13 protein-coding genes and 1 tRNA gene are annotated in these 13,800 nt (G+C 63.9%); 5 read left to right on the top strand and 9 right to left on the bottom strand.

What is annotated here, in order from left to right:
- Positions 1-198: 198 nt before the first annotated feature.
- Positions 199-1,161, bottom strand: coding sequence for an alpha/beta hydrolase family protein (locus J4O76_RS09100; protein WP_426281412.1), 963 nt, complete (start codon positions 1,159-1,161; stop codon positions 199-201).
- 114 nt (positions 1,162-1,275) lie between these two features.
- On the opposite strand from J4O76_RS09100, the gene J4O76_RS09095 reads away from it, so the two are divergent.
- Both J4O76_RS09095 and J4O76_RS09090 read left to right on the top strand, forming a co-directional pair.
- A complete protein-coding gene (locus J4O76_RS09095) occupies positions 1,276-1,899 on the top strand; it encodes a TetR/AcrR family transcriptional regulator (protein ID WP_426281411.1) in 624 nt (207 codons plus the stop codon).
- A 150-nt stretch (positions 1,900-2,049) separates the two neighbouring features.
- Complete coding sequence (locus J4O76_RS09090; protein WP_426281410.1) at positions 2,050-2,415, top strand: cupin domain-containing protein; 366 nt, start codon at positions 2,050-2,052, stop codon at positions 2,413-2,415.
- A 187-nt stretch (positions 2,416-2,602) separates the two neighbouring features.
- On the opposite strand, the gene asd is transcribed toward J4O76_RS09090, so the two are convergent.
- Entirely contained in the window at positions 2,603-3,454 is an 852-nt protein-coding gene (asd, locus tag J4O76_RS09085; protein WP_426281409.1) for an archaetidylserine decarboxylase, read from the bottom strand.
- A gap of 282 nt (positions 3,455-3,736) precedes the next feature.
- On the opposite strand from asd, the gene J4O76_RS09080 reads away from it, so the two are divergent.
- On the top strand, positions 3,737-4,036 hold the full coding sequence (locus tag J4O76_RS09080) for a DUF2239 family protein (RefSeq protein ID WP_426281408.1): 300 nt from the start codon (positions 3,737-3,739) through the stop codon (positions 4,034-4,036).
- A complete protein-coding gene (locus J4O76_RS09075; RefSeq protein ID WP_426281407.1) occupies positions 4,033-4,320 on the top strand; it encodes a DUF2239 family protein in 288 nt (95 codons plus the stop codon). The genes J4O76_RS09080 and J4O76_RS09075 overlap by 4 nt, the downstream gene beginning before the upstream one ends.
- A gap of 543 nt (positions 4,321-4,863) precedes the next feature.
- Here the strand turns inward: J4O76_RS09075 and J4O76_RS09070 are convergent.
- The 5 genes from J4O76_RS09070 to J4O76_RS09050 all read right to left on the bottom strand — a co-directional run bounded on the left by J4O76_RS09070 (position 4,864) and on the right by J4O76_RS09050 (position 9,846).
- Positions 4,864-4,938 (bottom strand) — tRNA-Glu (locus tag J4O76_RS09070).
- A gap of 61 nt (positions 4,939-4,999) precedes the next feature.
- Entirely contained in the window at positions 5,000-6,763 is a 1,764-nt protein-coding gene (gene recJ, locus J4O76_RS09065; protein WP_426281406.1) for a single-stranded-DNA-specific exonuclease RecJ, read from the bottom strand.
- 405 nt (positions 6,764-7,168) lie between these two features.
- The gene (locus tag J4O76_RS09060) at positions 7,169-7,852 is read right to left on the bottom strand and encodes a prolyl hydroxylase family protein (RefSeq protein WP_426281405.1); all 684 of its coding nucleotides are present in this window, start codon (positions 7,850-7,852) and stop codon (positions 7,169-7,171) included.
- 101 nt (positions 7,853-7,953) lie between these two features.
- A complete protein-coding gene (locus tag J4O76_RS09055) occupies positions 7,954-8,943 on the bottom strand; it encodes an RcnB family protein (protein WP_426281404.1) in 990 nt (329 codons plus the stop codon).
- A 357-nt stretch (positions 8,944-9,300) separates the two neighbouring features.
- Positions 9,301-9,846 (bottom strand): (2Fe-2S)-binding protein, encoded by a 546-nt coding sequence (locus J4O76_RS09050; RefSeq protein WP_426281402.1) that lies wholly within the window; start codon positions 9,844-9,846, stop codon positions 9,301-9,303.
- Positions 9,847-9,951: 105 nt separating this feature from the next.
- Between J4O76_RS09050 and J4O76_RS09045 the strand changes: the two genes are divergently transcribed.
- Positions 9,952-11,247 (top strand): sugar MFS transporter, encoded by a 1,296-nt coding sequence (locus J4O76_RS09045; RefSeq protein ID WP_426281401.1) that lies wholly within the window; start codon positions 9,952-9,954, stop codon positions 11,245-11,247.
- A gap of 32 nt (positions 11,248-11,279) precedes the next feature.
- Here the strand turns inward: J4O76_RS09045 and J4O76_RS09040 are convergent, their stop codons facing one another.
- A complete protein-coding gene (locus J4O76_RS09040; protein ID WP_426281400.1) occupies positions 11,280-12,425 on the bottom strand; it encodes a CaiB/BaiF CoA transferase family protein in 1,146 nt (381 codons plus the stop codon).
- Between the two features lie 127 nt (positions 12,426-12,552).
- On the bottom strand, positions 12,553-13,737 hold the full coding sequence (locus tag J4O76_RS09035; protein ID WP_056055772.1) for an acyl-CoA dehydrogenase: 1,185 nt from the start codon (positions 13,735-13,737) through the stop codon (positions 12,553-12,555).
- Positions 13,738-13,800 lie beyond the last annotated feature (63 nt).

Below are 13,800 nucleotides of genomic sequence, written 5' to 3'. Positions count from 1 at the left end.
TGGCTCGATCATCAACCGCCGCGGGTGTTGCATCCATCGCGTCCGCGTTGGATGGCGCGATCGGTCGCGAACGCCTGACGCCGGCCAGACGCTACGCCGCGATCCTCTCGACCACCAGCCGCGACTGTTCGGCAAGTTCGATAGGTTCTTTTCAGATTTTGCCCCGTCGCCCGTTGTCAAAAAACGCCAGGGCAGAACTCATTTGCTATCTACTTTACCGAACTCCGTCGCTTCGTTCTCGAGAGCTGAAATTGCGTCCTGCCAAGTGGCATTGCCTGGGTTTAGGGCCGACCACAGATATGCCCAAACCATGCGTTGCGAGACGCCGAGGCGGTCGGGATCTTCGTCGTCCGTCTCCTTCGCGTCGTAGCCGGCGATGCCGCCAAGGCCATGCTTGGCTCCCGCCAAGGTCAGCAAGCTGTCGGCCCCCGGGGCATCGGAAAAGGCATCTGCATGCCAGTCAGCACCGCGGGTCGTCAGGTGCGGACTAACATCGGCGTCCCCTGATACGACCAGGGTCTTGGTGGTGAGGGTGGAAAAATCGAGTCTGAGCGCGGGGTAGCGCGAGCCCATCGGTCCGTCGAGGTCTTCGCCGCGACCTAGCCCAGCGAGCAACACGCCCACCTTTACTCGTGGGTCACGCATGTCGACGTCGCGAGCTGCCTCGTTTTGGTCGCTGAGGCGGGCACCTAGCAGCACGCTTACGGTGTGGCTGCCAAGTGAGTGGCCGACAGCCGCGATCCGATCGTGATCAATTCGGCCGGTAAGGGCTGGAACCGATGCATCGATGGTTTTCATCTGATCGAGGATGCAGGTCAATTCCTGAACGCGCTCCTGCCAGAACAGGGGGCCGCCTGGTGCGTCAGGTGCCAGGCCTCCCGCCCTCGAATTTGCGTGCGTGGGCTGGATGACGACGAAGCCGTGCTCCGCCAGGAAGTTCGCAAGCGGTGCGTAACCGTCCTTCGACGATATGTAGAGCGAGGGACCGTGTCCGTGCGAAAGCAGGATGATCGGGAGGTCGCGACCGCTCATCGGCGCGGTAATACGGAGTTCGAGCTCTCTCTCGTGATCCGGGATCGACAGAGTTACCGGGCTGATCGAGATGGTGGTGACTGCCGCATTCACGGGAAGCCGCCGAGCTTTGTCGATAAGATTGTTCACGTCATATCTCGCTTCATCTGTTTGCAAGCCAACGCCGGTTGGCTATTCCGCGCTAGCTGGAGCATTGCTCCGTATATGCATATGCGGAGCAATGCTCCGTATGACAAGCCGTTTATGATGGATGGTACTTTGACGGAACGTGAGAAGGCCGCGACTAGCGCGGAAGGAGCACCAAAGCGGCGCGTTCGCGCTGATGCACAGCGCAGTGAAGACGCTGTGCTGGAGGCGGCCAAAGCTCTTTTTGCTGAGGCGGGCGTCGATGCGACGGTGAGGCAGATCGCAGATCGGGCCGGTGTCGGTATGGGCACGCTCTACCGTCGCTTTCCAAAGCGATCGGACCTTATTGCTGCGGTATTTCGGCGCGAAGTCGATGCCTGCGCTGCGGAAGCGGCAACACTGGCGACACGCTACACGCCTGGAGAGGCACTGGAGCGTTGGCTGAAACGGTACGCGCAATTCCTTGGCACGAAGAAGGGCCTCGCAGTAGCTCTCCACTCTGGCGACCCGGCGTTCGACGAGCTGCCAGCCTATTTTCGAGCGCACTTCGAGCCTGCGCTTGCTTCCCTACTCGATGCGGCAGCAGCGACGAAGGAAGTGCGGGACGATGTCGAGCCTTACGACTTGCTGCGAGCGATTGGGAATCTTGGAGTGGCGACAGGCGAGGATGGCTCTGCGCATGCCGGGCGCATCCTGAACCTGCTCATCGATGGATTACGCCATCGGCAGTCACATTCGTGAGCGGATCAGGCAGCCCACATGCGTCCACCCCATCGGCTACTCTTTTTCCTCCTCGCTCACCAAACTGACGAGCAAAAGCGACGGCACGATCGCCAATGTCTATCGCTTCAAGTATATTGCATCCAATCCGATATCCACCTGGAGATAGGTATGTTGTCCCCTACAGCACTCGCGGCCGCGTTCGATAGAGTAACCGACTATTGGTCGCCGAAGGTGATCGGCCGGGTCAACAACCAGTTGCTAAAGGCTGCAAAGCTGAAAGGCGAGTTGGTCTGGCACGCCCATGACGGGCAAGACGAGCTGTTCTATATTGTCAAAGGCTCCCTGCGGATCGAGTTCGAAGACTGTGCGGTTGAGCTCGAGAAAGGGGATTTTTTGACAGTGCCGAGCCGCATTCGGCATAATCCCGTGGCACTGGATGAGTGTTGGGTCTTATTGATCGAGCCGGCCGAAACCAAGCACACCGGCGATGAGATGACCCTGCGTACCCGCAGCCTGGAAGAGCAGCTAAGCTGACCTTCTCGATCCGCGTCGCTTAAGGAGAACGTACGCTGCTTCCAAATGACGGCGTTCGTAAGCCGGTAGCCGAACGTCAGAGCGGTAAATTCGCCAAGATGAACGAGCGTCCGAATCCGGGAAGTAGGAGAGCGCGCCTGCGTGTCGGGAAATGGGCCTTTCCATCCCGGCCAACGGCGCAGGAAGCTCAGGTCGCGCGCTGTCCCATCAGTTCGCCCAAGCGCACCTTCCGTTCCGGCATCCAGTCTTCGTTGAACGCAATGGCGCCCCGCTTCCACAACATCACGATCGTTGAACCAAGGAGAAAGCGGCCCATTTCCTCGCCTTTTTTCAGCACGATGTCCTGGTCGGTATATGCCCACTCCGACGTCCTGTTGATGCGCGTAGGATTGACCACGCCGTGCCACACAGTCGCCATGCTTCCAACGATGGTGGCTCCCACCAGCACCATGACGAATAAGCCGTGCTCTACCGATTCAAAGACGCAAACTACTCGCTCGTTGCGCGCAAACAGGTTCGGCACGCCGCGTGCTGTGACAGGGTTTACTGAAAAAAGCTTACCGGGCACGTAGATCATGCGCGTGAGCTTGCCATCGCAAGGCATGTGCAGGCGGTGATAGTCTTTGGGGGACAGGTACAGGTTTGCGAAGCTGCCGTGACGAAACTGACTGGCCAGTGCGGCGTCGCCGCCAACAAGCTGCGTCGTGGTGAACCGATGCCCCTTTGCTTGTAGCATGTGATGGTCATCAATTGAGCCGAACTGGCTAATTGCGCCGTCGACTGGGCAGACAAAGTCGGCAGCCGCGATAGGGCGTGACCCCGCTTTGAGGGGACGGGTGAAGAATTCGTTGAAGCTCTTGTAGCTCCGAATGTCCGCATCCGCGGCTTCATTCATATCGACGGAATATTTGCCAACGAACCAGCGGATGAGCCGCGTTGTCATCGCACCCCCATGCGCCCTGGCGATGTGACCTGCCAGCGTGGTGAGGCTCTGCTTGGGCAATATGTATTGGAGTAGGACCGGCAGGCGATCAGACATCAGAACTCCAGAGCGTCGATACCATCCTCGTAGGGCTATGAACGGTCAGGCCGACCTACGCAATTCGCGTTCAAGCGACGAGGTATCCTGATCGCCGGAAGTAGGCCGGCTTGGCGCCGAAACCGACACCTCTCAATCTGATCGAATGGCTGAAGTCGGGCAGCGGGGAGGGGGGCGTAAATGCCTGCTCGTAAATCCCTTACGAAGCCCCGCATTGCCGGGTAGTTTCGCCAACGCCCGGACGTCCAGAGTGCCGATCCGGGGCCTGATAGCGGCCATTCATTGAGCGCGATCTTTCCCGTTTCTCAGGCAAAAATAGACGATTTCCGGAATGAGCAATCGACGGAAGCCGACACGCAGAGCCCTGTCGTTACCTTCAATGATACGTCAGGCGCGGTGATTGACCTCGACCTTCGAGGCACTACGGCGGAGATCGTTACGCGATCTACAGACCATGGCGAACTCGAGGCGCTGGCGACAGCGAGGCGCGAACTGGCAGGTAGCTCGATCCGATCGAGACGCCGACCAAAACTTGGCCTGGTTGCGCGCGAAGTGACGCTGCTGCCGCGTCATCGGGAATGACTTGCAACGCAGCCCGGGGGGGAGCCTCGCAGGCGTTGCGCCGCCTTGTTGACGAAGCGCGTCGTGCAGATGACGGCCAGGCCGATCGCAAAGCCGCACATGAGCGCACGTATCTCTTCCTGTCTGGGCTGGCCGGCGATTTTCCCGGCTACAAGGAAGCAATCCGTGCCTCGTTTGCTGGTGAGGATAAAGCGTTTGCGGGCCGAATGGCAACGTGGCCGCCAGACGTTCGGGACTATGCCCTTACGCTAGCCCAACCCAATCGGAAAACCGAAGGATCGTGAGGATTGTCGCCTGCGCACGCACCGGCCCGCTGCAAACCACCGATCGAGAGAACGTCGTCGACGCCGCAACCGGAGAGCACCCGGTGGGCGTCATGTTCCAAAGTCCGCGGTCGATCTCCAGGCGAGCCAGGAGAAGGCGTTCCGTGCCATCCAATCCATCTGCATCGCGCTTGGGGCGCCTAAAGTACACAGCGATCATGTCGCCGGCCCGATCACGCTGTGAAGGAAGCGGTTCGCCAGTTGTCTTGATCCGAACCCGGATCTCCTCGAACTCCTGCTTCAAAGCCGCGTTGGCTTGCGGGAACAGAATATGGGCTGCGGCGGCCCACTTCGTGTTGAGCGGAACCTTTCATAGCGCCTTACCGCCGAAGGCTGGGCGCATCTTTGCCGGTATCTGCCAACGCAAATAATAAAAATCGGTAGTCGGGTGCTTCCAGGATGTCGCCATGAGGGCCATTTTTGGGTGCTCGCTGTACCAGGTTGCTGTACCAGCGAAGGGCAAGGAATGGCTTAGCCGCACGTCTCAGCCACGAATGTGGCGAATGGTGACCCCTACGGGAATCGAACCCGTGCTTCAGCCGTGAAAGGGCCGCGTCCTAACCGCTAGACGAAGGGGCCTGCGTGGTGGAGGCCGACTAAGGGGAAGGGGGCGGGGCGTCAAGCGTTTCGGTGCAAGAATTTAGTCCGCCCATGCCGCGTCCTCGACATGAAGCTCGGCCGACGGGCGCGAGGACCAGTCGTCGATCTTCGCGCGCCCCGCCAGCCAGAGCTTGCGGTGGGGGGCGGCACCTAGCAGGGCTTGGCCCAGCGCGCTTTCGGCCGAGCGGAAGGCCATCGCCTTGATGCTGCGGCCATCGTCGCCCGCGACGATCGTGCGGACGTGGCCGTTGCCGACTACGTCCGCCTTGATGACGCGGACCGGGCCCATCGCGACGCGAGGGGCTGGCCAGCCCATGCCGTAGGGGCCGCCGGCTTCCATCGATTCGACGAGGCCGGGGTTAACGCCGCCTGCCGCGAGGACGGCATCGAGCAGCAGGGCTCGGTCGTCGTTGGAGCGTTCTACCGCGGCGGCGAGGCGGTCTTCGAGGAAGTCGGTGAAGGCGGGGATTGCGGCTTCGGCGATCGTCAGGCCGGCGGCCATTGCGTGACCTCCGCCCGCCACGAGCAGGCCGTGTTCGCGGGCGGCCATCACCGCTGCGCCGAGATCGACGCCGGGAATTGAGCGGCCGGAGCCTTTGCCGATACCGTTCTCGTCGATCGCGATGACGATCGCGGGGCGGCCTAGCTTCTCCTTGAGGCGACCGGCGACGATGCCGATCACGCCGGGGTGCCAGCCGCGCCCAGCGACCACGGCGACTGCACGGTCGCGGCTGGACAGGAGGTCGGCGGCCTCCTGCACCGCGGTTTCGATCGCGCGACGTTCTTCGTTGAGGCGGTCGAGTTCGGTGGCGATCTGGCGGGCTTCGTCGGGGTCTCGGGTGGTGAGCAGGCGGACGCCGAGGTCAGCGCGACCGACCCGGCCGCCGGCGTTGATGCGCGGGCCCAGCGCGAAGCCGAGGTCGGTGCAGGTCGGGTTGCGAGTCAGACGCGACGCTTCGATCAGCGCGGCGACGCCGATGTTCTTGCGCGCGCCCATGACCTTGAGGCCTTGCGACACGAACGCGCGGTTGAGGCCGCGGAGTTGGGCGACGTCGGCGACGGTGCCGAGTGCGACGATGTCTAGCAGGTCGATCAACTTGGGCTCGGCGCGGTCCTTGAAGAAGCCGCGCGTGCGGAGCGTGCGGACAAGCGCGGCGGCGGCGAGGAAGCACATGCCGACCGCGGCTAGATGGCCATGCGCGGCGCCTTCAGTCTCGTCGAGGCGGTTGGGGTTTACCAGTGCGAGCGCGTGCGGGAGCGCGGTCGAGCATTTGTGGTGGTCGATGACAATCACGTCGACCTTCGCGTCGCGGGCGGTGTCGAGCGCGTCGAACGCTTGGGCGCCGCAGTCTACCGTGACGATCAGCGTGGCGCCTTCGCCGGCGAGGCGGACGAGCGCTTCGCCCGACGGGCCATAGCCTTCCAGCAGGCGGTCGGGGATGTACGGGCGGGCTTCGATGCCGAGATCGCGCAGCACGAGCACCATCAGCGCGGCGGAGGTGGCGCCGTCGACGTCGTAATCGCCGAAGATCGCGACCTGTTCGCCGGCTTGCACCGCGTCGGCGAGGCGATCGGCGGCGCGGTCCATGTCGCGGAAGATCGACGGGTCGGGCATGAACGCGCGGATCGACGGCGTGCGGTGCGCGTCGAGCGCGTCGCGGGGGCAGCCTCGGGCGAGGAGGAGTTGGGTGACGAGGTCGTCGCCCGAACCGTTGATCCCGAAACCGTCACGGCCGTCTGCGGCGAGCGCGCGCCAGCGCCAGGGTTGACCGAGGATCGAGGAGGTTACGCCGAGAACTGTCATGCCTAGGACGTAGTGGCTCTGGGGGGATTGTCGAGCGGACCTTGCAGGGGGTGGCTGCTCGTACCGTCATCCTGACGAAAGTCAGGATCCAGAATTACGGCAGGCGGGCGCTCATGGCTCTGGATCCTGACTTTCGTCAGGATGACGTAGTGAAGGGGGGGGTGTCGTTGGTAGGGCGGAGGCTTAACGATGGCGAAGTCCCGACACCCCCGTTTGTGCTGAGTAGCGACCGAGTAGCTTCGTAGAAGCGTATCGAGGGCGCGTATCGAAGCATGGGTTCCGCGCGGCAACCTGTCCTTCGATACGCCGTCTCGATACGCTGCTGAGGCAGCTACTCGACGGCTACTCAGGACGAACGGAAGGGGGGACGCGACCGCGCACGAGACGCAACGGTCTACGCAACCCTCACTTCATCCACGGTCGCTCGCGAAACCACTTCGTCACGATATACTTCACGCCCTCCACCACCGGCATGCCCTCGTGCAAAGTCAGCCCGTTCGGCGTCCCATCCGGGTTCATGTTGTTCCATGCAAGCAACATGCCGCGCTTCGGCGCGATCTTCACGCCGGCCTGCGGGAACCAGGTCGCGCCGCCCTCGGGGACGTCGTTCAGGAACACCATCGCGGTCCAGGTGCGCTGGCCGCCCTGCTCCTGCATCTTCGCCCAATAGCTCTCGGACTCGTGGAAATAATCATGGTGCGCGCGGAATTGCTGGCCGGGGGCGTAGCGCTGGCCCTGCATCGTCTCGCCGTGGAGCAGGTCGATCCCGAGCAACGTCGCGATCGCCTCGTCGGTCGGCTGCACCTCAGGCGACCAGCGATCCATGTCGCAGCTCTCGCTGGTCCGGAAATTGCTGTTCGGGCGATCGGACAGCAGGGTCGACGGCCGCCGCTTGGAATCGATCACCGCGATCAGCCGCTTGCAGGTCGCGGGATCGAGGAACTTGTCCTGATAATAGAACTGCACCGTGTCCATCGCGATGCGCTGCACCGCGGGATTGGCGTCGAGGCGCGCGGCGACCTGCGATCCGAAGGCTTGGCGGACTGCCGCGGCCGGATCGACCTTCTTGGCTTTTGAAAAGATACCCACGTCGCAGGATTTGGCGAAACGTTTTCAAAACGCAAGAGCCCCGCGGTGATCTGGACCACCGCGGGGCTCTCCCCTGTTACTGCGTGACGGTAAGCTGGAGCTTACCAGAAGATGTCGTACACCGTGTCGACCACGCGGCCGCTGTCGAGGTCGACCAGCAACGCGTCGTTGTAATAGCGCACCCAGCGATACGGGCCGTACGCCTCGGGCAGTCGGTAGGTGTACGGGTCCTGGATCCAGTAATTTTGGTTGTAGAGGATGCTGTTCAGCGAGAAGCCGACGCCGAAGCGACGATAGCCCGAACCCCAGCCGCTCGGCGCGTAGTAGCGTGGGAGGCGGTACGCGCCGCGGTTGGATGCGCGGTAATTGCTCCAGGCATAGCGGTTGTCGTTACGCCAGCCACGGTTCCATGCGCCGCCTTGGTTGTAATGCCCCTGGTTGTAGCCGCCGCGACCATAGCCCTGGACGTTGCCGTAGGCGCGGTTGGGCTGGCGGTTCTGGTAGCCATCGCGGCCGCCGTTGCGCCAGTCGCCGCGGTTGTCGCCCCGGTTGTCATTGCGCCCGTCGTTGCGCCAATCGCCGCGTCCACCATTGCGATCGAACTGGCCGCGATCCGCTTGCTGGCTGCCGCGATCGAAACCGGGGCGTCCCTGGTCGCGGTTCCAGTCGGGGCGGGTCTGACCGGCCTGCGGGTCGGGACGGTTCTGGCCGTTCCAGCCTTGGCCGGGGCCGCGCTGGCCGTTCCAAGCCTGACGGTCTCCACCCTGTCCGCCGCGCTGCCCGTTCCAATCGGGACGGCCTTGACCATCCGGTCGGTCGCCGCGGACTTGCGGCTGCGTGCCGAGATCGGCGCGTTGCGGGCGCTGGCCTTGGTCGGGCGCGGCGGGGCGGTCGGGGCGCTGCTGCTGGAAGGGTTGTCCGTCCGGACGTGGGCCCCGATCGCCACGATCCTGACGCTGGCCCCGGTCTGGCCGCTGGCCACGATCACCGCGGTCCTGATCGACCTGTTGCGCGGTCGCGGTCGATGCCATCATGGTTGCCGGCACCAACGCGGAAGCCGCCATCAAGAGTTTGAGAAACTTGCCCGTCATCGCCGTCGTCCTCGACTGCCGGCGCACGAGCCGGCTCCTATGATGTGTAGGGTCTAGACGTTGCGGTGTGTGGCGAGGCTGAATGGGTTCGTCAGCGATTAGACAGGTTTAGTTGGGCCGGTTGTTACTCACCCGGAAGTATCCACCCCGGCGGAGGCCGGGCCCCAAGTGGGGAAGGTAGGTAATGAAGCGCGCGCTCTATCACCTTGGACGTTCCAATTGGGCCCCGGCCTTCGCCGGGGTGGTGGAAACCGCCGACGTGTTCATCGCGAACCTTGTTCTCCCGCGAAGGCGGGAGCCCAGACTGGACTCCCGCCTTCGCGGGAGAACAAGCTTTGGCTGGGACTGAAGCGTACCCTACCGCGCCGGCGGTGGCACCAGCGCCGGCACCAGCCGCGCGGAGTCCGCCGGGTCGATCCCCGGCCGCGGACCCGCAGGAATAACCTCTTCCCCGCGCATTGCCCGCCCCGCGCGCTGCACCGCCTCGACCACCCGCGGATACACCCCGCATCGGCACAGGTTCGTGATCTGCTCGCGGATCAGCGCTTCGCTCGGGTCGGCATTGCGCTTCAGCAAAGCCGCGGCGGCCATGATCATCCCCGGGATGCAGAACCCGCACTGCGGCACCGACTCCGCGATAAACGCCAGCTGCACCGGATGGTTACGCTCGCGCGACAGCCCCTCGATCGTCGTGACGTACGCGCCTTCGATCGAGCCGATCGGCACCCGACAGCTCCGCACCGCGCGCCCATCGATATCGACCGTGCACGCGCCGCACTGCCCCGTGCCGCAGCCATATTTGGTCCCAGTCAGGTTCGACGCATCGCGCAACGCCCACAACAGCGGCGTATCGTTGTCGAGCTTGTATTCGATCGGTTCGTTGTTGACGGTGAAGCGGCTCATGCCCGCCGTCCTAGCTCGCCGGGACGGATCGCACCACGCGGCATTGCCACGCGCCGTCGCCCCGGCTTATGTCGCGCAGATAATACCGCGAGGGGGCGCACCACGATGCACGTCGATACCAAATCCACACCAGCAGCCGGAGGCGATGCCAGCCACGGCTACGACGCGCCCGACCTGCGCGTGTTCGTGTTCGCGCTGTTCTTCATCTTCGGCGGCATCACCTCGCTGAACGACATCATCATCCCCAAGATGAAGGAGCTCTTCACGCTCGACCATGCGACCGCGATGCTGGTCCAGTCGGCGTTCTTCCTCGCCTATGCACTGTTCTCGATCCCCGCCGCAGCGATCGTGCGGAAAGCGGGCTACATGCGGACCGCGTCGATCGGCCTCGTGACGATGACCGCGGGTTGCCTGTTGTTCATCCCCGCCGCAGGGCAGGCGAGCTTCGGCATGTTCCTGTTCGCTCTGTTCGTGCTCGGCGCAGGGATCACCGTCGTGCAGGTCGTCGCCAACCCGCTGATCTCGGCGCTCGGCCATCCCAAATCCGCATCGAGCCGGCTGACCTTCGCGCAGGCGTTCAACTCGCTCGGCACCACGATCTTCCCGTATGTCGGCTCCGCGCTGATCCTCGGCGGGCTGGCGACGGTCGACTCCTCGACGCTCACCGGCGCCGCGCTCGACGCCTACCGGACCGAGTCTTCGCGGACCGTTGTGCACACCTATATCGGCCTCGCGATCGCGCTGCTGATCGTCGCCGCGGTCGTGTGGACCCGCCGCAACCGGCTCAACGAGGAGCAGGACCAGACCGGCAGCATCTTCCACGCGTTCACGCTGCTCAAGCGCCCGCGCTTCGCGATGGGGACGGCGTGCATCTTCCTGTACGTCGGCGCCGAAGTCGCGATCGGCTCGCTGATCGTCAACTATCTGATGCAGCCGAGCGTGATGAGCCTGAGCGACGTCGCGGCGGGCAAGCACGTGCCGTTCTATTGGGGCGGCGCACTGGTCGGCCGGTTCATCGGTGCGTACGTGCTGAACAAGGTGTCGCCGGGCAAGGTCCTGGCAGGTGTGGCGACGGGCACGCTGGCGCTGATCCTGATCTCGGCGAACACCGAGGGTGCAGTGTCGGGCTGGGCGCTGCTGGCGATCGGCCTGATGAACGCAGTGATGTTCCCGACGATCTTCTCGCTGGCCTCCGAAGGTCTCGGCAAGCGCGCGGCGGAAGGCTCGGGCGTGATCGCTACGGCGATCGTCGGCGGCGCGATCGTCCCGTATCTGACGGGCATGCTGGCGGACAAGTCGGGCAGCCTGCACTTCGCGTTGCTGCTCCCGGCGATCTGCTACGCGCTGATCCTCGCGTACGGGTTGTATGCCCGGAAGCCGGTGGTCGAAGCGGCCTACTAAGCGTGTTCCCCCGCCTTCGCGGGGACACATGCTTAGTCGGTAGACCCAAGCATCGGCGCCGCCCGTCCGGTTGCCAGATCCGCATCCGAAAACCGGATCGGCGTACGCAGTCCGGGAACCGTCGACCCATCCGGCCGCGCGACGTCGATCGCCATCCCCCGCGCGACAACCTGCGGATCGTCGAAAGCCTGCGCCACCGTATTGATCGGCCCGGCCGGCACCCCGACCGCCTCCAACCGCGCCAGCAACTCGAGCTTAGGCACCAGAGACGTCGCCGCCTCGATCCCAGCGAATAAGATGTCCTTGAACGCCAACCTTCCGGCATTGGTCGCGAACCGCGGATCGTCGCGCATCTCGGGCAAGCCCATCGCGTCGCAGAACCGCCGGAACTGCCCGTCATTCCCGACCGCCAGGATGAACCACCCATCCGCGCACGGAAACACCGCATACGGACACACATTCATATGCGCATTCCCGACCCGCGTCGGCGACACGCCGCTCGCAAACCAGTTCATCGCCTGGTTCGCCAGCACCCCGGTCATCGTATCGAGCAACGCCATGTCGATCTGCTGACCCCGGCCGGTCCGCTCGCGCATCGCCAGCGCCGCCTGGATCGCGATCACGGAATACAGCCCGGTCATGATGTCGGCGAACGCGACGCCGATCTTCTGCGGCGCGCTGTCCGGCTCGCCGGTCAGGTCCATGATCCCGCTCATGCCCTGCACGATGAAGTCGTAGCCCGCGCGCGGCGCGTAGGGGCCGTCCTGCCCGAACCCGGTGATTGAGCAATAGACAAGGCGCGGGTTGATCGCAGAGAGCGCGGCGTAGTCGAGCCCGTATTTCGCAAGCCCGCCGACCTTGAAATTCTCGATCACGACATCGGCATCGGCGATCAACTCGCGCACGACAGCCTGTCCTTCAGGCGTGGTAAAGTCAGCCACGACCGATCGCTTGCCGCGATTGGCGGCGTGGAAATAGGCGGCATCACGCGTGCCGTCGGGGTTGTCGATAAACGGCGGACCCCAAGTGCGCGTGTCGTCGCCGGCCGGGCTCTCGACCTTGACGACGTCGGCCCCGAGATCGGCGAGGACTTGCCCCGCCCACGGGCCTGCGAGAATCCGCGCGAGTTCGACGACCTTGAGACCGGCAAGGGGGGAGGGTTTGCGTTCCTCCGTCATAACACCACCCCGACGAAGGCCGGGGCCCAATTGGAAAGGTCGAAGTAACAGCGCACTGCATCAGCCAATGCGCGTTCCCCAATTGGGCCCCGGCCTTCGCCGGGGTGGTAGGACGTAGGGGTTGAACTCAAAACGCAGCAATACCCGTGATCGCCCGGCCCAAGATCAAAGCATGAACATCATGCGCACCCTCATACGTGTTGACCGTTTCCAGGTTCATCAGGTGGCGCATCACCTGATACTCCCCCGAAATCCCGTTCCCGCCATGCATGTCCCGGCTCATCCGCGCAATATCGAGCGCCTTGCCGACGTTGTTGCGCTTGACGATCGAGACCATCTCGGGCGCGAACCGGCCCTCGTCCATCAGCCGCCCGACGCGCAACGACGCCTGCAACCCGAGCGCGATCTCGGTCTCCATGTCCGCCAGCTTCTTCTGGAAAAGCTGACGCCCCGCCAGCGGCGTCCCGAACTGGTTTCGGTCCAGCCCGTACTGCCGCGCCGCATGGAAACAGAACTCCGCCGCGCCCAGTGCACCCCAGGAAATCCCGTAGCGCGCACGGTTGAGGCAGCCGAACGGCCCCTTCAACCCCTGCACGTCGGGCAGCAGCGCGTCGTCGCCGACCTCGACCTCGTCCATCATCACCATGCCCGTGATCGACGCGCGCAACGAGAGCTTGCCCTCGATCTTGGGCGTCTCCAGCCCCTTCATCCCGCGCTCCAGGATGAAGCCGCGGATGCCGCCGCCATGCTCGTCGGACTTCGCCCAGATCACGAACACGTCGGCGATCGGCGAATTCGAGATCCACGTCTTCGCACCCGAGATCACATAGCCGTTGGCCGTCTTCTTTGCGCGCGTCGTCATTCCGCCAGGATCCGACCCCGCATCGGGCTCGGTCAGCCCGAAGCAGCCGATCCACTCGCCGGTCGCGAGCTTGGGCAGGTATTTGCGCTTCTGCTCTTCGGACCCGAACGCATTGATCGGGTACATAACCAGGCTCGACTGCACCGACATCATCGAGCGATACCCCGAGTCGATCCGCTCCACCTCGCGCGCGACCAGCCCGTACGCGACATAGGACGCGCCGACGCCGCCATATTCCTCGGGGATGGTCGGCCCCAGCAACCCGAGCGCACCCATTTCGCGGAAAATCGCGGGATCGGTATGCTCGTGCTGGAACGCGTCGATGATCCGCGGCGCGAGCTTGTCGTCGGCATAGGCCTTCGCGCTGTCGCGGATCATTCGCTCGTCCTCGCTCAGCTGATCGTCGAGCAGGAACGGATCCGCCCAGTCGAACTTGCCCATCCCGGCCATATGAATCTCCTTCGTTGACCGCCGACTTCGTGGTTCGGCCAGCGAAAGTCCACCCCTGTCGAG

The organism is Sphingomonas sp. NFX23 (assembly GCF_049887795.1).
GTDB lineage: Bacteria > Pseudomonadota > Alphaproteobacteria > Sphingomonadales > Sphingomonadaceae > Sphingomonas.
The sequence above is the reverse complement of the archived record's forward strand: the minus strand, read 5'-3'. Positions and strand labels throughout refer to the sequence as shown.

Coding starts and splice junctions, on each gene's coding strand:
- J4O76_RS09050 (WP_426281402.1), bottom strand. CDS start 9,846: ATGAGCCGCTTCACCGTCAACAACGAACCGATCGAATACAAGCTCGAC.
- J4O76_RS09045 (WP_426281401.1), top strand. CDS start 9,952: ATGCACGTCGATACCAAATCCACACCAGCAGCCGGAGGCGATGCCAGC.
- asd (WP_426281409.1), bottom strand. CDS start 3,454: ATGTCTGATCGCCTGCCGGTCCTACTCCAATACATATTGCCCAAGCAG.
- J4O76_RS09055 (WP_426281404.1), bottom strand. CDS start 8,943: ATGACGGGCAAGTTTCTCAAACTCTTGATGGCGGCTTCCGCGTTGGTG.
- J4O76_RS09095 (WP_426281411.1), top strand. CDS start 1,276: ATGATGGATGGTACTTTGACGGAACGTGAGAAGGCCGCGACTAGCGCG.
- recJ (WP_426281406.1), bottom strand. CDS start 6,763: ATGACAGTTCTCGGCGTAACCTCCTCGATCCTCGGTCAACCCTGGCGC.
- J4O76_RS09075 (WP_426281407.1), top strand. CDS start 4,033: ATGACTTGCAACGCAGCCCGGGGGGGAGCCTCGCAGGCGTTGCGCCGC.
- J4O76_RS09035 (WP_056055772.1), bottom strand. CDS start 13,737: ATGGCCGGGATGGGCAAGTTCGACTGGGCGGATCCGTTCCTGCTCGAC.
- J4O76_RS09040 (WP_426281400.1), bottom strand. CDS start 12,425: ATGACGGAGGAACGCAAACCCTCCCCCCTTGCCGGTCTCAAGGTCGTC.
- J4O76_RS09090 (WP_426281410.1), top strand. CDS start 2,050: ATGTTGTCCCCTACAGCACTCGCGGCCGCGTTCGATAGAGTAACCGAC.